General features: G+C 65.2%; 15 protein-coding genes. 9 read left to right on the forward strand and 6 right to left on the reverse strand.

What is annotated here, in order from left to right; genetic code table 11:
• The first annotated feature begins 10 nt into the window (after positions 1–10).
• From B3098_RS23410 to B3098_RS23435, 6 genes are all read left to right on the forward strand, one after another.
• Positions 11–673, forward strand: a complete 663-nt coding sequence (locus B3098_RS23410; protein WP_286899254.1) for a thermonuclease family protein — start codon at positions 11–13, stop codon at positions 671–673.
• A 179-nt stretch (positions 674–852) separates the two neighbouring features.
• The gene (locus B3098_RS23415; protein WP_279974366.1) at positions 853–3,090 is read left to right on the forward strand and encodes an ABC transporter substrate-binding protein; all 2,238 of its coding nucleotides are present in this window, start codon (positions 853–855) and stop codon (positions 3,088–3,090) included.
• A complete protein-coding gene (locus tag B3098_RS23420) occupies positions 3,087–4,064 on the forward strand; it encodes an ABC transporter permease (protein ID WP_286899256.1) in 978 nt (325 codons plus the stop codon). The genes B3098_RS23415 and B3098_RS23420 overlap by 4 nt, the downstream gene beginning before the upstream one ends.
• A gap of 5 nt (positions 4,065–4,069) precedes the next feature.
• On the forward strand, positions 4,070–5,581 hold the full coding sequence (locus tag B3098_RS23425; RefSeq protein WP_175126144.1) for an ABC transporter permease: 1,512 nt from the start codon (positions 4,070–4,072) through the stop codon (positions 5,579–5,581).
• Complete coding sequence (locus B3098_RS23430; protein WP_286899258.1) at positions 5,578–7,269, forward strand: ABC transporter ATP-binding protein; 1,692 nt, start codon at positions 5,578–5,580, stop codon at positions 7,267–7,269. The genes B3098_RS23425 and B3098_RS23430 overlap by 4 nt, the downstream gene beginning before the upstream one ends.
• 209 nt (positions 7,270–7,478) lie before the next feature.
• Entirely contained in the window at positions 7,479–7,937 is a 459-nt protein-coding gene (locus tag B3098_RS23435) for a DUF1178 family protein (protein ID WP_191575782.1), read from the forward strand.
• Between the two features lie 140 nt (positions 7,938–8,077).
• Here the strand turns inward: B3098_RS23435 and efp are convergent, their stop codons facing one another.
• The 3 genes from efp to B3098_RS23450 form a co-directional block, all read right to left on the reverse strand.
• The gene (efp, locus tag B3098_RS23440) at positions 8,078–8,638 is read right to left on the reverse strand and encodes an elongation factor P (protein ID WP_006225610.1); all 561 of its coding nucleotides are present in this window, start codon (positions 8,636–8,638) and stop codon (positions 8,078–8,080) included.
• A gap of 127 nt (positions 8,639–8,765) precedes the next feature.
• Positions 8,766–9,878 carry an elongation factor P maturation arginine rhamnosyltransferase EarP gene (gene earP, locus B3098_RS23445; protein ID WP_286899266.1) on the reverse strand — a complete coding sequence of 371 codons (1,113 nt, stop codon included), beginning with the start codon at positions 9,876–9,878 and terminating at the stop codon, positions 8,766–8,768.
• 7 nt (positions 9,879–9,885) lie between these two features.
• On the reverse strand, positions 9,886–11,088 hold the full coding sequence (locus B3098_RS23450; protein ID WP_175183974.1) for a DUF2863 family protein: 1,203 nt from the start codon (positions 11,086–11,088) through the stop codon (positions 9,886–9,888).
• Positions 11,089–11,345: 257 nt separating this feature from the next.
• Between B3098_RS23450 and B3098_RS23455 the strand changes: the two genes are divergently transcribed.
• Complete coding sequence (locus B3098_RS23455; protein ID WP_286899268.1) at positions 11,346–12,119, forward strand: DODA-type extradiol aromatic ring-opening family dioxygenase; 774 nt, start codon at positions 11,346–11,348, stop codon at positions 12,117–12,119.
• 152 nt (positions 12,120–12,271) lie between these two features.
• On the opposite strand, the gene acnA is transcribed toward B3098_RS23455, so the two are convergent.
• Both acnA and B3098_RS23465 read right to left on the reverse strand, forming a co-directional pair.
• Entirely contained in the window at positions 12,272–14,977 is a 2,706-nt protein-coding gene (acnA, locus tag B3098_RS23460; protein ID WP_175123665.1) for an aconitate hydratase AcnA, read from the reverse strand.
• Between the two features lie 249 nt (positions 14,978–15,226).
• Complete coding sequence (locus B3098_RS23465) at positions 15,227–16,135, reverse strand: LysR substrate-binding domain-containing protein (RefSeq protein WP_286899272.1); 909 nt, start codon at positions 16,133–16,135, stop codon at positions 15,227–15,229.
• Between the two features lie 151 nt (positions 16,136–16,286).
• Between B3098_RS23465 and B3098_RS23470 the strand changes: the two genes are divergently transcribed.
• Positions 16,287–17,204 carry a pirin family protein gene (locus B3098_RS23470; RefSeq protein ID WP_286899274.1) on the forward strand — a complete coding sequence of 306 codons (918 nt, stop codon included), beginning with the start codon at positions 16,287–16,289 and terminating at the stop codon, positions 17,202–17,204.
• Between the two features lie 163 nt (positions 17,205–17,367).
• A complete protein-coding gene (locus B3098_RS23475; protein WP_286899275.1) occupies positions 17,368–19,608 on the forward strand; it encodes a TonB-dependent receptor in 2,241 nt (746 codons plus the stop codon).
• Positions 19,609–19,782: 174 nt separating this feature from the next.
• On the opposite strand, the gene B3098_RS23480 is transcribed toward B3098_RS23475, so the two are convergent.
• On the reverse strand, positions 19,783–20,379 hold the full coding sequence (locus B3098_RS23480; protein ID WP_056563184.1) for a hypothetical protein: 597 nt from the start codon (positions 20,377–20,379) through the stop codon (positions 19,783–19,785).
• Positions 20,380–20,569: the final 190 nt, after the last annotated feature.

Raw genomic sequence — 20,569 nt, forward strand, 5'->3', positions numbered from 1 at the left:
AGTTCCGCCGGTGCGTGGCAAATCCCCCTTTCGCGGCGGCAGCAAGCTGACCGCCCTTGTCGTCGCCCTGGTTCTGGCGGCGGCGGGCGCCATCGTGAACTGGCTTTCGCCGCAGGATTCCGCGCCGCAGCGCCCGGGGCCGACGGCAACCGGCAAGCCCTCGGGGACAGCGCCGGCGGGCGGTAAACCGTCCGCCACGGCGCCTGCGGACGGTGTGCCGCAAGGAAGCTACACGCTGACGGGCACGATCGTGAATGTGGCGGACGGCGATACCGTGACGCTACGGGCGCCAGACGGGCAGCGGCGCATCCGGATGGACAGCATCGACGCGCCGGAAGAGGGCCATGGCACGGATCAGCCCGGCCAGCCTGACGCCGAGGCGTCGCGCAAGCACCTGGCCGGACTGGTGGCCGGCAAAACGCTCACCGCGCAGTGCTACGAGCAGGATCAATATGGCCGCGATGTCTGCGCGCTGATCCTGGACGATGGCCGCTCCGCCAACCGCGTGCAGTGGGCCTACACGGCCCGCAAGGGCGATTACCTGCACGACAAGGCGATGCCGGACCTGCAGCGCCAGGCCAAGGCGGCCGGCCGCGGGCTGTGGGCGCGGCCGGACCCCGTGCAGCCTTGGAAATGGCGCTACGACTGCTGGCGCCAGCGCCAGTGCGGCTGAGCGCCGCCATCGGGATGCTTCGCCGTCATCCGGGCTTCTCACCTTCATCCAGCCGCCCAGCCGGCACCCCGGCCCGCGCCAACCCGATCCGCCCGTAGCGCCTCTAAGGGCATGCCGGGGTATTTCCCCGGCCCCCCTTTTGCTATCCTCTGTCGCTACGAAACGAAGGGAAGGTTTCCATGGGTGTACTGAAGCGGCTCTGGGCGTCGGCCATGCTGCTGTCGCTGGCGTTGGCGGGCTGCTCGCAAGAAAGCCCCATCAACAGCCCCTATCCATCCGGCGCCGAAAGCCAGAACACGCTGTATTCCGCGTTCGTCAAACGCTCTCCGAAGTACCTGGACCCGGCCAGTTCCTATTCCGGCGACGAAACGCCATATACCTACAACATCTATGAGCCGCTCTACGCGTATCACTACCTGAAGCGGCCCTACGAGCTGATCCCGCGCGCGGCAGCGTCGATCGATCCGCCGGTGTACCTGGACAAGGATGGCAACACGCTGCCCGCGGACGCGCCCGGCGAGCAGATCGCGCAGAGCATCTACGACATCAAGATCCGGCCGGGCATCCGCTTCGCGCCGCATCCGGCCTTCGCCCGCAAGCCGGACGGCAGCTACGCCTACTTTCCGCTGGCGCCCGGCGAACTCGACGACAAGTTCTACATTCCCGATTTCCCGCTAACGGGCACCCGCGAGCTCACCGCCGACGACTACGTCTATGCGTTCCGGCGCCTGGCCAGCCCGCGCGTGGTGTCGCCCATCTATTCGCTGATGGCCGAACACGTGCAGGGGCTCAAAGACTACGGCGACCGGTTGCGCAAGCGAGACCAGGACCTGCGGCGCGATGTGCCCGGCGGCGCGGGCGCGTCGCCCTGGCTGGACCTGCGCGAGGACGACGGCTTCAAGGGTGTCGAGGCGCTGGATGCCCACACGCTGCGGATCCGCGTCGACGGCAAGTATCCGCAGTTCAAGTACTGGTTGGCCATGACCTTCACCGCGCCCATCCCCTGGGAAGCGGACCGGTTCTACAACCAGCCCGGCATGGCCGCGCACGACCTGTCGCTGAACACCTGGCCGGTGGGCACCGGCCCGTACATGCTGGTCGAATCGCTGCAGAACCGCCGCCACGTGCTGGGCCGCAATCCCAATTACCACGGCGAGCCCTATCCCTGCGAAGGCGAACCCGGTGACAAGGCGGCGGGCCTGCTGGCCGACTGCGGCAAGCCCACGCCCTTCATCGACCGCGCCGAGTTCAGCGTCGAAAAGGAAGCCATTCCGCTGACCGGCAAGTTCATGCAGGGCTATTACGACGTGCCGCAGATCGAGCGCGGCGAGTACGGCGTGGCCATGCTGGTGGCGGCTGGCGACAGCCAGGACAAGGCGCGCAAATATCAAGAGCACGGCATCAAGCTGCCGACCACGGTCGAGACCGCCAACTGGTACATGGGCTTCAACTGGCTGGATCCGGTGGTGGGCAAGGGCGATACGCCCGAGCAGCAGGAACGCAACCGCAAGCTGCGCCAGGCCATCAGCATCGCCTTCGACTGGGAAGAATACGTGGCGGTGTTCGAGAACAGCCAGGCGTCGGTGGCCTATGGCCCGGTGCCGCCCGGCGTGCTGGGCTACCGCGATCCGCCCGAAGGCATCAATCCCGTCGTGTATGACCTGGTGGACGGCAAGCCCGTGCGCAAATCCATCGATGTGGCCAAGCGGCTGCTGGCCGAGGCCGGCTACCCGGATGGGCGCAACGCCCAGACGGGCGCGCCGCTGGTGCTGTACTTCGATTCCATGTCCGGCGGCGGCTCCAACCCGCAGTCCGACTGGATGCGGCGCCAGTTGGCCAAGATTGGCGTGCAGCTCGACGTGCGGGCCACCGACTACAACCGCTTCCAGGACAAGATGCTGCGCGGCGCCGCGCAGATCTTCCTGTGGGGCTGGAATGCCGACTACCCCGACGCCGAGAACTTCCTCTTCCTGCTGTATGGCCCCAATGCCAAAGCCAAGGGCGGCGGTGAAAACGCGGCCAACTATGCCAGCCCCGAGTTCGACAAGCTGTTCGAGCAGATGAAATTCCTGGATGACGGCCCCGAGAAGGCCGCCCTGATCGCCGACATGATCACCGTCGTCCAGCGCGACGCGCCATGGATGTTCGGCTACTTCCCGATGTCGGGCGGGGCCTATCAGCAGTGGGTCGGCAACGCCAAGCCCACGCAGATGGTGCGCAACACGCTGCAGTACATGAAGATCGACCCGGCACTGCGACAGCAGAAGATCGACGAATGGAATTCGCCCATCTGGTGGCCCGTCGGCGTCTTCATTCTGCTGCTGGCGCTGGCGATCTGGCCTTCGTATGTGGCGCTCAAGCGGCGTGAACGCCAGACGGCGTTTGTGCCGCCCGAACGCAAGGAGCATCAATCATGATCGGCTATGTCATCCGCCGGCTGTTGTACGGCGTGCTGATTCTGATCGGCGTCAATCTCTTTACCTTCATCCTGTTCTTCGCGGTGAACACGCCCGACGACATGGCTCGGCTGGCCATCGGCGGCCAGCGCGTCAGCCAAGACGCGGTCGAGAAATGGAAGGCCGAGCGCGGCTACGACAAGCCGCTGTTTTTCAATGCCGCGGCCCAGGGCGCGGCGCAGCTCACGGACACGGTGTTCTACCGGCGTTCGGTGCCGCTGCTGGTGATGGATTTTGGCGCGTCGGATGGCGGCCGCGACATTGGCCGCGAGATCAAGACGCGCATGGGGCCCAGCCTGGCGCTGGCGGTGCCCACGTTCTTTCTGGGGTTGTTCGCCAGCATCGTGTTCTCGCTGACGCTGGTGTATTTCCGCGCCACGCGGCTGGACTTCTGGGGCGTCGTGCTGTGCGTGATGCTGCTGTCGATATCAAGCCTGTTCTACATCATCGCGGGGCAGTGGCTGTTCGCGAAGCTGCTGCGGCTGGTGCCGTTCTCGGGCTATTCGGGCGGACTGGACGTGATCAAGTTCCTGGCGCTGCCGGTGCTGGTGGCGATCGTGTCGCGACTGGGGCCCGAGGCGCGCTTCTACCGCACCCTGTTTCTTGAAGAGATCGGCAAGGATTACGTGCGCACCGCGCGCTCCAAGGGCCTGGCCGAACGCGTCGTGCTGTTCCGCCATGTGCTGCGCAACGCCATGCTGCCCATCCTCACCAGCACGGTCGCCGCGCTGCCGCTGCTCTTCATGGGCAGCCTGATCGCCGAATCGTTCTTCGGCATTCCGGGGCTGGGCAGCTACACCATCGACGCCATCAATGCCCAGGACTTTTCCATCGTGCGCGCCATGGTGTTCCTGGGCGCTGCGCTTTACATCGTGGGGCTGATCCTGGCTGACATTTCCTACACGCTGGCCGATCCCCGCGTGCGTTTCGAGTAGCCGCCATGCCCAAGTTCGTCTTTCTCTGGACCGATATCGCGCTGTGGCTGATGGTGGCGGGCGCGCTGGCCTACGTCTGGCACGTGCGCCGCAGTCCCAATCTGCGCGCCACCTGGGCGCGGGTGGCCCGCGACACGCCCGCCATGTGTTCGGCCGTCATCCTGGTTGCCTTTTCGGTGGTCGGCCTGCTGGATTCCGTCCACTACCGCCCGCTGCTGCCGCCCGCGCCGGGCGCCGCCGCCGACGCCCCGCCGGTCTATGCGCCCGCGGTGCGGTCCGCGCTGGACGGCCTGTTGGCCGGCACCGTGCTCACGCGCCCCGAAAAAACCTATTCCGAACCGCTGGCCGCGCATCAGTTCACCAAAGAGACCATGCTGGTCGACGATAAGCCGGTGCGCGATTTTCCGCGGCTGCGCGGGGCGGCGCTGCACCTGACCGATCCCGAGAAAGAGCGCGGCGGCGATATCGCGATGCGGCTGGGATGGGGACTTGCCGCGGGGCTGGCCGTTGCGTTGGCCGGCGCGGTCCTGCTGTTTGCCTGCCTGACGCGCGCCACCGGATCGGCGTCCCATGCCGCCGAGGAATTGCTGGCCGGCCGCGCCGACATTCCCTGGCGCGCCATGACGATCACCTTCGCCCTGTTGTGCCTGACCGTGGGGGCGCTGGCCGGGCTGTCCACCGGCTATCACGCGCTGGGCACCGACCGCATCGGCAACGACGTGCTGTGGCAGGCGCTGAAAAGCATCCGCACCGCGCTCGTCATCGGCAGCCTCACCACGCTGGCGATGCTGCCGCCGGCCATCATTTTCGGGATCGCGGCCGGGTACTTCAAGGGCAAGGTCGACGACGCCATCCAGTACCTGTACACCACCATCACATCGATCCCCGGCGTGCTGCTAGTGGCCGCCTGCGCGCTGATGATGCAGGTGTACATCGACAACCATTCCGACCTCTTCGACACCTCGGCGGCACGCGCCGACCTGCGGCTGTTCCTGTTGTGCATGATCCTGGGCCTGACCGGCTGGGCAGGGCTGTGCCGCCTGCTGCGCGCCGAAACGCTCAAGCTGCGCGAACTGGAATACGTGCAGGCCGCGCGTGCATTTGGCGTGTCGCACTGGCGCATCATGACGCGCCACCTGCTGCCCAACGTGGCCCATCTGGTGCTGATCACCGTGGTGCTGGAATTCTCGGGCCTGGTGCTTTACGAGGCCGTGCTGTCCTACCTGGGCATCGGTGTGGATCCCAGCATGAATTCCTTCGGCTCGATGATCGACGGCGCGCGGCTCGAAATGTCGCGCGATCCCATGATCTGGTGGAATCTGATGACCGCTTTCCTCTTCATGCTGGCGCTGGTGCTGGCCGCCAACCTGTTCGCGGACGCGGTGCGTGACGCCTTCGATCCGCGCACGCGGCGCTACAAGCCCAGCCGCCTGGCGCGCCTGGGCTTTCTTGGCCGCCGTCCGGAAGCCATGCTGGCAGCGGACGGCCGCGCCTCCAAGACCGGAGAGGCGCCATGAGCTACGACATTCCCTTGCTGACCGTAAACGGCCTGGACGTCGACGTCGCGGGCGAAAGCGGCATGACGCATGCGGTCAAGCGCCTGCAACTGGCGATCTCCCAGCGCGAGACCTTCGCGCTGGTGGGCGAATCGGGCTGCGGCAAGAGCATGACCGCGCTGGCGCTGCTGCGGCTGCTGCCGGACGCCGGACGCATCGTGGGCGGGCAGATCGACCTGGATGGCGAAGACCTGAACCGCCTGCCGGAAAGCGCCATGCGCGGCGTGCGCGGCGGGCGCATCGGCATCATCTTCCAGGAACCGTCCACCAGCCTGAACCCGGTCATGCGCGTGGGCGACCAGATCATCGAGACGCTGACGGCTCACACGCCGCTGCGCGGGGCCGCAGCGCGGGCGCGGGCCATCGACTGGTTGCGCCGGGTAGGCATTCCCGATCCCGACCGCCGCATCGACGACTATCCCTTCCAGTTTTCCGGTGGCCAGAAGCAGCGCGTCATGATCGCCATCGCGCTGGCAGCCGAGCCCGTGCTGCTGATCGCCGACGAGCCGACCACCGCGCTGGACGTGACGGTGCAGGCGCAGGTGCTGGACCTTTTGGCCAGCATCCAGCAGGAAATGGGCATGGCCGTCCTGCTGATCACGCACGACCTGGCCGTGGTCAAGAACGTGGCGCATCACGTCGCCCTGATGCGCAGCGGCGAGATCGTCGAAAGCGCCAGCGCCGAGGAATTCTTCCGCGCGCCGCGCCATCCGTATGCCAAGCAACTCTTCGAAGCCATCCCCACCTTCGACAAACGTGGCGTGCCGCTGACCGAACAGGGCCGGGCCGTGGCCGCGCAGCAGCGCCAGCAGGCCGGGCCGGACCGCACGGCGGGCGTGGTGCTGGATGTGCAGGATCTGAAGGTCCATTACCCGGTACGCAAGGGGCCGCTGCGCCGCATCGTGTCGTGGGTCAAGGCCGTGGACGGCGTGACCTTCACGCTGCGCGCGGGCGAAACGCTGGCGCTGCTGGGCGAATCCGGCTGCGGCAAGACCACCACTGGCAAGGCCTTGCTGCGGCTGATCGACGGCGCGCGCGTTTCGGGCCGCGCCATGCTGCAAGGCCAGGACCTGTTGACCGCCGACCGCCGCCAGTTGCAGCGGCTGCGGCAGGACATCCAGATCGTGTTCCAGGACCCGTATGCCTCGCTGGATCCGCGCATGCGCATCGGCGAGATCCTGGACGAGGGGCTGGCGTCGCTCAAGCGCGGCATGAGCCGCCAGGACCGCGAGAAGCACGCCGCGCAGCTCATCGAGCGGGTCGGGTTGCCCGCCAACACGCTGACGCGTTATCCGCATGAATTCTCGGGCGGACAGCGCCAGCGCATCGCCATTGCGCGCGCGCTGGCGGTCGAACCCAAGGTGCTGATCTGCGACGAGCCCACCTCGGCGCTGGATGTGTCGGTACAGGCGCAGATTCTGGATCTGCTGCGCGAGCTGCAGGCCGATCTGGGCATCGCGTATCTCTTCATCACCCACAACTTCGGGGTGGTCGAGTATCTGGCGGACCGCATCGCGGTCATGGACAAGGGCCGCATCGTTGAGCTGGGTCAGGCCGAGTCGGTCTTGCTGGCGCCGCGCCAGGAAGTCACGCGCCGGCTGCTGGCCGCGGTGCCGCGTCTGCACTTCGGGCCGCCTGACGCGGACTGATCCATCTCACGCTGCGTGAATGAATTAAAGCCGGATCCGGCCGAGGTGGCCGGATCCGTTGAAGGACATACGCCAGCGACTGCGCGACCTGCAGTGCCAGATCGACGCCCTGCAGGCGCAACAGGCGCTGGTCGGCAGCCCGGTGGCGCAAACCCGGGCCAAATGGCGCGCCTTCTTGTACTCTTGCTGTTGCACCCCATATAGACGCCATGGCTCTGAAAGTTTTTGACCTCCAGTGCGACCACGACCACATCTTTGAAGGGTGGTTCGGGTCGCACGAAGACTACGACGCGCAGCAAGCGCGCGGCCTTGTCACGTGCCCCGTCTGCGGGTCCGCCACCATCACCAAGCGCCTGTCCGCGCCCCGGCTGAACGTGGCCCATCTGCACGCGCCCGCGGCCAAGCCGCTCGTGCCGGCCGGCGCGTCCGACGCGGAAAAGATGGCGGCCCTGCAGGCCGCCGTCATGCGCCAGGTTCGCGCGCTGGTGCGCAGCACCGAAAACGTCGGCCCCCGCTTCGCCGAAGAAGCGCGCCGCATCCACGAAGGCGACGCCGACGACCGCCCCATCCGCGGCACCGCCACGGTGGAAGAACGCGAAGCCCTGGCCGAGGACGGCATCGAAGTCATGGCCGTGCCGGATTTTCTGGACGACGAACGATTGCAATAGCGGGCCGAGGTGTCCGGCTCTCCTGGCTGGATAATCTGCAGTTTGAAGCAGCGTCTCAAAGGGTGTCAGACACCTTGCCACCCACCGCCCAAAAAAAAAGCCAGACCGAAATAGGTCTGGCTTTTTTGCGCTGGGCCGGATCAGTTGTTGACGCGGCTGCGGTATTCGTTGGTGCGGGTGTCGATTTCGATCTTGTCGCCGATGGCGCAGAACAGCGGCACGTTCAGTTCGTAGCCGGTGTTGATCTTGGCCGGCTTGGTCACCTTGCCCGAGGTATCGCCACGGACGGCGGGTTCGGTGTAGGTGATTTCGCGCACGAGCGTGGTGGGCAGTTCAACCGAGATGGCGCGGCCGTCGTAGAAGACCACTTCCACGGGCATCGCTTCTTCCAGGTAGTTGAGCGCGTCGCCCATGCTTTCGGCTTCGATTTCGTACTGGTTGTACTCTTCGTCCATGAAGACGTACATCGGGTCGCCGAAGTAGGAATACGTGCATTCCTTGCGATCCAGTTGAACGACTTCGAACTTTTCGTCGGCCTTGTAGACCGATTCGCTGGCCGAGGCGGTCAAGAGGTTCTTGAACTTCAGCTTGACCACGGCGGCGTTACGGCCAGACTTGTTGTATTCGGCCTTCTGGACCACGAGGGGATCCTTGCCGACCATGACCACGTTTCCGACTCGCAATTCCTGAGCGGTTTTCATCGATAAAACTCCGGGGGTGATGGGTGCACTCGCCGTGCTTGCATAAGCCGCGTGAGGCTTTGCACACCCCGGGAGGCGTCATAGTTGAGGCCCGACAGATTCAGGGCAACTCAGAAAACTCTCTATTCTAACGTTTCTTGGCCAACTCTGCGCAAAACGTGGCCAGATTTTCGGCCAGGCCGGGCAGGGCCGACTGGCTGGCGTTCCAGTGGCGGGCTGCGTCGGACCACGCGTGCCAGGCGTCGGGCGCCAGCGCGCCGCTGACGGCCGGGGCCGTGCGGCCGGGTTCGGACTCGTTCCAGGCGCGGATCAGCGCATGCGCCGTTTCGGGGGCCGGATAGCGCGCCAGCCAGGCTTCCAGCTTTTCAAGATGGACGTTTTCGTCCTGGGGATAGATCTGCCAGACCAGCGGCCGGGCGGCCCAGGCGGCCCGCACGAAGGAATCTTCGCCACGCACGAAATTGAGGTCCGCGCACCACAGCAGGCGGTCGTAATCGGGCTGCGCCAGAAAAGGCAACCGGACGACGCGCGGCGCGCCAGCCGACTGGCAGGCCGCTTCCAGCGCGGGCGCGACGCCCTGCGGCGCCAGCAGCAGGGTGGGGCGCGTGTCGGCCGCCAGGGCCTGGGCCAGTTCGGCCACCGGCGCCGACGGATAGCAAAACAGGGACACGGTGCGCGCGCCACTGCGCCGCAGCGCCAGCGCATCGTCCGGCACGCCGGCCGACCGCAGGAAGGCGTCCTGCATGTCCGCCGAGCCCTGCAGCGCTTCGCGCTCCACGGCCAGGGCCGGTTCGCGTAGCAGGCCGCCCGTGGCCGGCGTAAAGCCCGGAAAAAAGAAGTGCTTCACCAGGCCGTCCGGCCGCTGTGACGGCAGCCCGTGGCAGCTTTCGACCCACGCTTCGGCGCTCAGATATTCCAGGTTGATCCAGACGGGGTGGCTGCGGCGCATGGACGCGACGAAGGCCTCGGGCGGATCGCACGCGAACGCCTCGATCACGACGTCGCGCGCCTGCAGCGTGGCGTCCGGTGCATCGGACCAATGCACGACGTCGACGCCCAACAACTGCTGGCGCGCGGCGTCGGCCGAGACGCCGGGCTGGATGTGCGAGAAGCTGGCCAGGTCGTCGACCCACAAGCGGACATCCCACTGGAAATCGCGCGCGAGCTGGCGCGCAAGACGCCAGCAGACGCCGATATCGCCGTAGTTGTCGACGACGCGGCAGAAAATGTCCGCTTGCATGGCTGGCCTAGTGGAACTGGGCGGGGGCGGCCTCGGCGTCCTCGGGCAGTTCGGCGTGCACCAGTTCGCCCAGGGGATTCGGGAAGTAGGGCGCGCCGCAGTCCTCGCAGTACTCGGGCGGCAGCACGCCGGGGATGCGGCGAACGTCGGTGACCCCGTATTCCTTCAGCAGTGCCGCGATCTCGTCGACCACGTCGGGCTGGCCTTCGTCCATGACCAGGTCTTCCTCGCGGCCGTACAGCGGCCACACGCAACCGTAGTAGACGTCGTTGCTGCTGCGCGCGGTAAAGCCGATGCGGTATTCGTCGATGCGGCCTTCGCCGCAGCCGGCCACCACGGCCCGCAGCTGCGAGGCTTCAAGGTTGACGGCGCCTTCCAGCCAGCTGACCGCCGCGCGCAGCGACAGCGGGCGCACCTGACGGTCGGCTTCGCGGTTGCTGACGTAGTAGGCGTCGGGCAGCAGGGCCTCGAAACCGCACCCCGGCAGCAGCGCGGCCAGTGTGGGCTGCGCTTGCGCGGCCCATTGCGCCAGGCAGGCATCACGGCTGGCGTCGGCATCGCCCAGCTTTTCCTGCCAGCGGAAGATCGGCTCGCCTTCGGGCACGGCGACCGTGCCGACGATGTAGCGCGTGTCGGCCAGCATGTTCGCGGTTTCGGTGTCGGTGTTCAGCGCCGGCTTGGTGGTCTCGGCGCCCAGCGCCTGCGAGCCCAGGCGTTGCAGCCATTGCCAGGTTTCGGAGAATGTGCGCGGCATCTGGTCCACGCTGACCAGCAGCGGCATCAACGTGGTGCGCGCGTTGCTCGACAAGACATGCCCGTGAAGCTGGGCCAGCAGGGCTTGCTGGGCGCTGGCCGAAATGGGGCCGGTGGGAATGGCGTAGCGGGTCCAGGCAACGATGGGCGCGACGATCAGCAGGATGTCGTAGCGAACGCCGTTTTTCTCGATCTTCATCGATTCGGACAGGGTTTCGGCCTGTTCGATCAGAACCTCGTAGGCGCCCACGTCGCTTTGGGCAAGGTGGTCCAGCGCCGCTTCGAGCGGGGCGTCCTGGCCAGCCTTGAGCAGCTTCGGGATCGCTTCGCCAAGCTGGGTCTCCCAGAAGACGTCTTCGACGCGGCTGCCCGAGCGGTTCAGCGCCTGGGCAAGCGCGACCAGCCGGGTAGCGTCACGGGTCATGCGGGGAGCGGATTGGCTGCGGGATCGGGCCATAACTTCGGGGAACGTCCATTCAGTGTGTAACGACGTAGTTTAACGCCCGGCACCCTTGGCGGGGTGACGGCCCATTGCGCGGCGACCTGACTGACCCCGCCGCCGTCCGGTAGGGGCGTGACCACGGCAGACTTCCCAAGCGCGCACGATCTTCATTGATGCTTATCGGGCAACAGATTATCCCGAAGCCGGGGGTTTATTGCTCGTTTGAATCGGCCGACAATGGCGGCATCGTTATTGTTTCTGGAGGCACAGCCATGCGTTGGCCTACGCTTTTCGTATCTCACGGTTCTCCCATGCTCGCCGTCGAGCCCGGCCGCACCGGCCCCGCACTAGCGGACTGGAGCGCCGCGCAGGGCCGCAAGCCGCGCGGCATCCTGGTCGTTTCGCCGCACTGGATGGGCGAGGGGCTGGCGCTCTCGACCCGCGATCAGCAGGTCGCCTGGCACGACTTCGGCGGCTTCCCGCAGGAGCTTTACGCGCTGCAGTACGCCGCGCCCGGGTCGCCCGAACTGGCCGCGCGCGTGCAGGCGCTGCTGGCCGAATCGGGCATCGCCGCCGATCGTGATCCACGGCGCCCGTTGGACCACGGGGCCTGGGTGCCGCTGCGCTATCTGTACCCGGATGTGGATGTGCCGGTTGTGCAACTGTCACTGGACATGGGGCGCGACGCGGCGGGACAGATGGAACTGGGCCGCGCGCTGGCGCGCCTGCGCGACGAAGACATCCTGATCATCGGCTCGGGGTCGCTGACGCACAACCTGCGCCACGTCCGCATGCCGCAGAACGCGCCGGCGGCCGACTATGTACCGGGCTTTCAGGCGTGGTACGCGGACAAGCTGGCGCATCACGATGTGCCTGCGCTGCTGGATTGGCAGGCGCAGGCGCCCGGCGCCATGCAGGCGCATCCGCATGACGATCATCTGATGCCGCTGTATGTGGCATTGGGCGCGGGCGGCACGAAGGCGCGGCGGCTGAATGACGAGGTGTCGTACGCGGCGTTGGCGATGGACGCCTATCAGTTTGATTAAGCCCGCGCCGTTACCTGGTGTCTGACACCGGTTGAGAAACGGCCGCAAGCCGAAGACATCTCTGGAGGGTGTCAGACACCTCTGCCGCCCAAGAAAAACGCCCGGAACCGCAAGGTCCCGGGGCGTATTTACTAAGCTGCAACCGTTGACGATCAGGCAGCGAGCAGCTGGCGCAACACAAACGGCAGGATCCCGCCGTGCTGGTAATAATCGACCTCGATCGGGGTGTCGATACGCAGCAGCACGGTCACGTCCTGCTTCGAACCGTCCTTGCGCGTGATCGTCAGCGTCACGTCCTGCATCGGCTTGATGCCGTTTTCCAGGCCCGAAATGTCGTACGTTTCTTCGCCGGTGATTCCCAGCGACTGCACGCTGTCGTTGCCCTTGAACTGCAGGGGCAGCACGCCCATGCCCACCAGGTTGCTGCGGTGGATGCGCTCGAAGCTGCGCGTGATGACTGCCTTGACGCCGAGCAGTTGGGTGCCCTTGGCGGCCCAGTCGCGCGACGAGCCGGTGCCGTATTCTTCGCCGCCGAACACCACGGTGGGCGTGCCGGCCGCGACGTACTTCATGGCGGCGTCGTAGATCGACATCTGTTCGCCGGTGGGCTGGAACAGGGTTTCGCCGCCTTCGAAGCGGCTGCCGTCCGGCAGCGCGGGAATCATGAGGTTCTTGATGCGCACGTTGGCGAAGGTGCCGCGCATCATGATTTCATGGTTGCCGCGGCGCGAACCGTAGCTGTTGAAGTCGGCCTTCATGACGCCGTTTTCCTTCAGCCACTTGCCGGCGGGAGAGCTTTCCTTGATGGAGCCGGCGGGCGAGATGTGGTCGGTGGTGACCGAGTCGCCGAACACGCCCAGCGCGCGCGCGCCCTTGACCGTGGGCATCGCGCCCGGCGTCATGCCGAAACCTTCGAAGAAGGGCGGTTCGGCGATGTACGTGGAGTCGGGCCAGTTGTAGGTATCGCCCGTGACGCCCTTGATGTTTTCCCACAGCTTGCCGGGGTTGCTCTTGACCTGGCCGTAGTTGGCCTCGAAGGCCTCGGGGTCCAGCGCGTACTTCAGGAGCGCGTCGATTTCCTCGGTGGTCGGCCAGATGTTGCCCAGCCACACGTCGCCATTCTTGCCGCGGCCCACGGGCTCGGTCATCAGGTCGCGCGTGACGGTGCCGGCCAGGGCGTAGGCCACGACCAGCGGCGGCGAGGCCAGGAAGTTGGCCTTGATGTTCGGATGGATGCGCGCCTCGAAGTTGCGGTTGCCCGAGAGCACTGCCGAGCAAACGAGGTCGTTGCTGGTGATGGCTTCGTTCAAGTCAGCCGTCAGGTCGCCGGCGTTGCCGATGCAGGTCGTGCAGCCGTAGGCCGCCACGTCGAAGCCCAGCTTTTCCAAGTAGGGCAAGAGGCCCGTCTTGGTCAGGTATTCGGTGACCACGCGCGATCCGGGGGCCAGCGAGGTCTTGATGTGCTTGGGCACTGTCAGGCCGGCTTCCACGGCCTTCTTGGCCAACAGGCCCGCCGCCAGCAGCACGCTGGGGTTGGACGTGTTGGTGCAGGACGTGATGGCGGCGATCAGGATGTCGCCGTTCTTGACCTTGGTGCCGGTGCTGGTGGTGAAGGTTTGATCCAGCTTTTCGGCGGGCTGGTTGAAGCCGTTTTCGGCGACCGGCTTGGAGAACAGGTCGATGAACGTGTTCTTGACGTTGCCGATCTCGATGCGGTCCTGCGGACGCTTGGGGCCAGCCAGCGACGGGGCGACGGTGGACAGGTCCAGCGTCAGCAGCTTGGTGAAGTTGATGTCCTGGGCCGCGGGAACGCCGAACATCTTCTGCGCCTTGAAATAGGCCTCGAAGGCAGCGATTTCCTCTTCGGTGCGGCCGGTGCCGCGGAAGTAGTCGATGGTGCGTTCGTCGACCGGGAAGAAGCCCATGGTGGCGCCGTACTCGGGCGCCATGTTGCCGATGGTGGCGCGTTCGGCCACGGTCAGGCTGGCGGTGCCTTCGCCGCAGAATTCGACGAACTTGCCCACCACCTTTTCACGGCGCAGCATTTCGGTGATGGTCAGCACCAGGTCGGTGGCGGTGACGCCGCCGCGCAGTTGGCCCTTGAGCTCGACGCCCACCACATCGGGCGTCAGGAAGTACACGGGCTGGCCCAGCATGCCGGCTTCGGCTTCGATGCCGCCCACGCCCCAGCCGACCACGCCGATGCCGTTGATCATGGTGGTGTGGCTGTCGGTGCCCACCAGCGAATCGGGGTAGAAGACGTTGTTCTTCTTGTCCTGGTGCACGCCGCGCGCCAGGTATTCCAGGTTGACCTGGTGGACGATGCCGAAGCCCGGCGGCACGACGCCGAAGGTGTCGAACGCCTGCATGCCCCATTTCATGAACTGGTAGCGCTCCTGGTTGCGCTTGAACTCCAGCTTCATGTTCAGGTCCAGCGCGTTCTTGGTGCCGAAGTAGTCGATCATGACCGAGTGGTCCACCACCAGGTCCACGGGCACCAGGGGTTCGATGCTCTTGGGGCTCTTGCCCATCTTGTCGGCAACCGAGCGCATGGCCGCGATGTCGGCCAAGAGCGGCACGCCGGTGAAGTCCTGCAGCACGACCCGGGCGACCACAAAGGGAATTTCATCTTCGCGCTTGGCGTTGGCCTGCCAGTTGGCGAGCTGCCGCACGTGTTCTTCGGTGACTTTCTTGCCATCGCAGTTGCGCAGCACGGATTCCAGCACGATGCGGATGGAGACCGGCAGCCGCTGCACGTCGATGCCAAGCGATTTGCCCAGCGCCGGCAGCGAGTAGAACTGACAGGACTTGTTGCCGATCTTGAAATTCTTGAGTGTGTCTAGGGTGTTGTGCGGCATGATGGACTCCGTGGTTTTGCCCAGGCTGAAGGCGGCATTTTCAGGCGTTTCGGCAGGTTTGTCATTGTCTCTTGGACAAGTTTGCCGAGGGTCTATATCTTGGTTTATGTCTTATATCTTATATAAGACTTGGGCGACGCGTCAAAGTTCCGGCCCTTTATCGACCCAGACCGGTCCGGATTCGGCGAAACCCTTACTTTGGCGGACGCGCGCCAAGCCTGCAAGACCCTGCGCGCGCAAGAATGGCCCTTAGATCAGGCGCGCCGGCAGCTCCGCCGCCACGTATTCAAGAAATCGTTTCAACGCCAGCGGCTCACCGCAGCGCGCGGGCATGACGGCGTAGATCCGCGCGGGTGCCGCCGACCAGCTGGGCAGGATATGCGCCAGATCGCCCTGGTCGAGTTCAGGGCCGCACAGATAGCGCGGGACCAGCGCCACGCCCAGCCCCGCGCTGGCCATTGCGCGCAGCGTGTCCATATTGCTGCTCAGGCTGCGCGGCTGGAACTCCACCGATTCCATCTCGCCCGCTGGCCCGGTCAGCCGCCAGGTGTGCGGGCCGTCCTGCGTGCCGTGGGCCAGGAGGGGCAGGGCGGCCAGATCGCGCGGGTGGCGCGGTGCGGATCTGGCCATCGCAGGGCTGCACACCAGCGCCAGCGGCACAGGGGCAATTTCCAGCGCATTGAGCTTGGCATCCGTGAGCGAAGACGCCTGGGCGCGGAACGCCAGGTCGTAGCCTTCACCGACCAGATCGATGATCTGGTCGCGGGTATCCAGCAGCACCCGCACGCGCGGATGGTCCGCGCAGAAGCGGGCGACCAGCCCGCCCAACACCCGCGTCGCGAGCGGCGCCGGCGCGGTGATGCGCAGCATGCCGGCTGGCGCATCGCCCATCGACGCAGCCAGATCGAAGACGCTGCGCGCTTCGCGGGCCAGCGCCTGGGCGTGGGCATGTATCTGTTCGCCCATCGGCGTCAGCGACACACGGCGTGTATTGCGTTGAAGCAGCCGCACACCCAGGCGCGCTTCAAGCTCCGCAACCCGGCGGCTGAGCTTGGAACGTTGCATATTCAACACACGTGCGGCCGCCGAGAAGCCACCTTTTTCGACTACTTCGCTGAAAAGCAGCAGGTCTTCAAGGCGATGAACGTAGTTAGGCATACAGCGTTTTAATAGGAGAAATTCGAAAATTTGGTGGCATTGTCCTGACAGCCGGGACAATTATTCCTGAAATTGGCCCCTACTGTCCGGCGGGCCGACCTCATAAGCTGTCGCCGCAATACATGTTCAGCAAACAGCAAGGCAGCACTTTTTGACTCTTCATCTCAGCGCCGTCATCGCCGGATCCAGCCGCTACCTGGGCGACGCCTGCACCATCCGTCAGTTCCGCCATACCGATTTTTCGGGGTACATGTCGCCCGTGGTGCTGGTGGACCACTTCGTCATGGCGGGTCCCACGTTTGAGCCACATACGCACGCCGGCGTCAGCGCCGCGACGCTGCTGCTGGAAGACAGCACGGGCGTCATGCAGAGCCTGGAAGGCATCGAGAACAACCGCGAAATCCGCGCGGGCGACCTGCAGTGGACACAAGCGGGGCGAGGCATCGTGCACGCGCAACGGCCGGGGGGCGACGCCACGCTGCACGGACTGCAGATCTTCATCGACCACCCGGCGCATCTGAAGTCCCTGCCGCCGTCTACGTCGTTGCTGCGCGCTGCGGACATGCCGGTCATCCAGACCCCCTCGGGCAAGGTCCGCGTGGTGGCGGGCAGCTATGCCGGTCTTGAATCGCCCTTGTGCGCGCCCGAACCGCTGCTGATCCTGGACGGCTGGCTGCGGCCGGGCGCGACGACGCTCCTGCCCATGCCGCCTGGCTGGAATGCCTGGTTCTATGCGGTGCAGGGCGACTTGGGCGTGCGCGCCAGGCACCGCAGCAAGGGCGGGCCGCCGCTGCCCAAGGTGGCGGGGGGCGATCCGGACTTTGCGGTGTTGCCCGCCGGTTCCGCCGCTGCCGCCAGCGCCACGCCGGATGGTGAAGAAGGGGTGCTGCTGCTGATGGCGGGCAAGGTGCCCGTTCATTTTGTGCTGGTGGCCGGCCCCGCCGTCGTGGCGGCGTCGAAGCAGGGCGCCGGCATCACGCCGGCTGCCGATGCGGCCCTTGCCGAGGCGCTGACGGCATACGACGCCGTGGAGAGCCCGGCGGCGGAAGATGCATTGAGCATCTGCTGAATCAGGACGGAATCTGTTGTTCAGCCGCAACGTTGAGCACGGATTCTTCTTGAGGGACGCAATGAGAACGATTCTCTTTTGGTAACATCTAGCGCGTCAGATCTCTCAAGCGGATCTCCCCACCGCACCGCGGAGCTTGTTTCCGCACCACCAGCGTCCCCCTATGAAAATCAGAACTCTCGCTTGCATGGCCGCCGCGCTGCCGTGCTTTGGCGCCGTCCACGCCCAGACCGCGCCCCAGACAGCCCCCCAGACGACCCAGCCCGCCACGACCAGCGGTCCCGTGACCTCGATGGACGCCATCCGGGTCGAGGCGAGCGCTGACGCATCCGCCGGCGGCCTGTCGGCGCCGTTCGCGGGCGGCCAGGTGGCCCGCGGCGGCCGTGTCGGCATCCTCGGCACCGAGGATTTCATGAACACGCCGTTCAGCGTGACCAGCTACACGAATGAGCTGATTCAGGATCGTCAGGCGAAGAGCGTGGCGGACGTGCTGCAGAACGATGCGGGCGTGCGGGTCGCTCGCGGTTTCGGCAATTTCCAGGAGTCGTATTTCATCCGCGGGTTCATCACCAGCTCGGATGATGTGGCGTACAACGGTCTTTTCAACCTGCTGCCTCGCCAGTACATCGCTACAGAACTGTTTGAACGTGTGGAGGTGCTGCGCGGCGCATCCGCCTTTTTGACGGGCGCCTCGCCTGGGGGTGGCGGTATCGGGGGAATGATCAATCTGGTGCCAAAGCGTGCGCCCAATGAACCTTTGACTCGCGTCACGACGGGCGTATCCAGCGGCGAGCAGTTCCTGCTGTCGACTGACATTGCGCGACGGTTTGGCCCGGACGATAGCACCGGCATCCGGATCAATGCTGCCCAGCGTACCGGCGGCACTGGCGTCGACGATGAACGCATGAGAACGAGCGTGCTGTCGCTTGGATTGGATTGGCGCTCTGCCGACACGCGGTTGTCGGCTGATATTGGCTGGCAGAACAACAGGCTCAAACGAGCGCGTCCCAACGTGACGCTTAGAGGGGTGACGACGGTGCCGGACGCGCCCGACGCGAGCTCCAATTATGCGCAGCCCTGGACGTATTCCAATGAGCGCGACGTTTTTGGTACGGTGCGCGCCGAACATGACTTCAGCGACAAGCTGACTGCGTATGCCGCGTTTGGCATGCGCCGCAGTAAAGAAGCGAATTCGCTGGGGAACGTGACGCTGACGAACGGTGCCACCGGCGACGGCAACTTCTATCGATTCGACAACGCGCGTGAAGACCGCGTGAATACTGGTGAGTTGGGCCTGCGCGCCAAGGCTCGCACCGGTCCAGTGGGACACGAGTTTGTCGCGTCTGCGTCCTTCTTCGATTTGAAGAAGTACAACGCGTACGTGATGGACTTTGCAAATACGTTCCCCACAAACATCTACGACCCGATTTCGTATCCTAAGCCCGCGTTCAGCGCCAGGGCGCTGCGTGGCAACGATATGGATAATCCGGCTCTCCAGGGTCGCGTTCGACTTAGCAGCTACGCAATAGGCGACACCATGTCGTTCTTCGACGACAAAGTGCTGCTGACACTTGGCATTCGCCATCAACGACTGTCTAACCAAAACTACTCTTATGACACGGGAAAGAACGATGGAGGGGTAGAAAGCTCCTACAACGCCAGCCACAACTCGCCGGCGGCTGGCTTGGTTTTCAAGGTTTCGCCGAGCGTTTCGCTCTATGCCAACTATATTGAAGCGCTTGTGGCCGGAGACACCGCGCCGTTGACCGCTAACGGGCGTGACGTGACCAACGGGGGGGAAAGCCTCCAGCCCTACGTGTCCAAGCAAAAGGAAGTCGGCATCAAGTACGAGGGCGAGAGTTTGGGCGGCGGATTGGCGTTTTTCACCACCGACAAGCCGCGCGCCACCTACACCGCGGATAACACCTTTACCAATTCGGGCAAGGACCGCCACCAAGGCGTCGAACTGACCGTCTTCGGCGAGCCCGTGCGCAGCGTGCGTCTCCTGGGCGGCCTGACCTGGCTGGATGCCAAGCAGGTCAAGACCGGCACCGCCTCGCTGAACGGCAACCGCGTGATCGGCGTACCGCGCTTCCAGGCCAACATGGGCGTGGAATGGGACATCCCGGGCGTGGAAGGCCTGGCCATCGATGGCCGCGTGGTCTACACCGGCTCGTCGTATGCCGATGACGCCAACACGCTCAAGGTTCCCGGCTGGACGCGCTTTGACGCCGGCCTGCGCTACATGATGGACGTCGACGGCCACGTCGTGACGCTGCGCGCCCGCGTCGACAACATTGCCAACCGCAACTACTGGTCGTCGGTGGGCGGCTATCCGGGCAACGGCTACCTCGTCCTTGGCGGTCCGCGCACGTTCTCGCTGTCGGCCAGCATGGACTTCTGATCGCTGCGGGCTGATGCCCGTAGATGAAAAATCCCCCGAAAGCCTTGCGGCGCGGGGGATTTTTTTTTGACCTGTCGCCGCGCAGGTGCACAACGGTGTCTGACACCCTCGGGAGACGTTCCTCAGCCTGTACCGCCGTCTCTGCGGGGTGTCAGACACCCGACAGGCGCCGCCTTACCAGAACCATCCGCCCCGCGACAGGCTCGACTCGCAGCTCTTGTACTGCGCGGTAAATTTCTCGGCGCGCGCCTGCACTTTCTGCGACACGGTCTTCAACCACGCCTTACGGTCATAACTACGGTTGCGGTAGCCGGTCCAGCCTTCGTGATAGTTCAGGTACTGCCCATACGCATCCCACTTCGAGATGCCGTTGATGCGCTGCGTCTTGCTCATGTACCAGCCCATGAAGTCGAGCGCATCGGCAAAATTGTCCCGGCTGGACGTCCAGCCGCCCGCTTCGCGCTTGTAGTCGGCCCAGGTTTCGTCCTTGGCCTGCGCATACCCATAGGCGGAACTGACGCGGCCCCACGGGATGAAGCCCAGAAAGTAATAGCGCGGCGGCAAGGCGTCGTGCTTGAAGGAAGACTCCTGGTACATCATGGCAATGGGCACCGGCACCGGGGCGCCCCATTTCTTCTGCACGTCCAGCGCCGCGTCGTGCCATTCCGGTTTCTCTCGGAAGATGGCGCAGATGTTGTCGGGATTCGAGGGCGGCGCGGTGGCGCAGCCGGCTAGCGTCAGCAACAGCGTCGGCGGCAATAGCCGGATCATTGGCAGGCTTCCTCCAGGAAAAATGCGCCGGGGCTTCCCCGGCGTTGGCGGCCGACGTCTCACCGGCATGCCTGGATTGTATTGAAACGTTTCGTTATACAGGCTGCGCGCCGATCCGAATTGCCCGGATAAAGGCAAAAAAATCTATGGTCAGCCCGATTTTTGCAAGCGGGTTCGTGTTGACGTAAAT

This window comes from Achromobacter sp. UBA2119 (genome assembly GCF_002331005.1).
Lineage (GTDB): Bacteria > Pseudomonadota > Gammaproteobacteria > Burkholderiales > Burkholderiaceae_B > Achromobacter > Achromobacter animicus.

Coding starts and splice junctions, on each gene's coding strand:
- B3098_RS23455 (WP_286899268.1), top strand. CDS start 11,346: ATGCGTTGGCCTACGCTTTTCGTATCTCACGGTTCTCCCATGCTCGCC.
- earP (WP_286899266.1), bottom strand. CDS start 9,878: ATGCAAGCGGACATTTTCTGCCGCGTCGTCGACAACTACGGCGATATC.
- B3098_RS23430 (WP_286899258.1), top strand. CDS start 5,578: ATGAGCTACGACATTCCCTTGCTGACCGTAAACGGCCTGGACGTCGAC.
- efp (WP_006225610.1), bottom strand. CDS start 8,638: ATGAAAACCGCTCAGGAATTGCGAGTCGGAAACGTGGTCATGGTCGGC.
- B3098_RS23480 (WP_056563184.1), bottom strand. CDS start 20,379: ATGATCCGGCTATTGCCGCCGACGCTGTTGCTGACGCTAGCCGGCTGC.
- B3098_RS23475 (WP_286899275.1), top strand. CDS start 17,368: ATGAAAATCAGAACTCTCGCTTGCATGGCCGCCGCGCTGCCGTGCTTT.
- B3098_RS23435 (WP_191575782.1), top strand. CDS start 7,479: ATGGCTCTGAAAGTTTTTGACCTCCAGTGCGACCACGACCACATCTTT.
- B3098_RS23415 (WP_279974366.1), top strand. CDS start 853: ATGGGTGTACTGAAGCGGCTCTGGGCGTCGGCCATGCTGCTGTCGCTG.
- B3098_RS23425 (WP_175126144.1), top strand. CDS start 4,070: ATGCCCAAGTTCGTCTTTCTCTGGACCGATATCGCGCTGTGGCTGATG.
- acnA (WP_175123665.1), bottom strand. CDS start 14,977: ATGCCGCACAACACCCTAGACACACTCAAGAATTTCAAGATCGGCAAC.
- B3098_RS23450 (WP_175183974.1), bottom strand. CDS start 11,088: ATGGCCCGATCCCGCAGCCAATCCGCTCCCCGCATGACCCGTGACGCT.
- B3098_RS23465 (WP_286899272.1), bottom strand. CDS start 16,135: ATGCCTAACTACGTTCATCGCCTTGAAGACCTGCTGCTTTTCAGCGAA.
- B3098_RS23420 (WP_286899256.1), top strand. CDS start 3,087: ATGATCGGCTATGTCATCCGCCGGCTGTTGTACGGCGTGCTGATTCTG.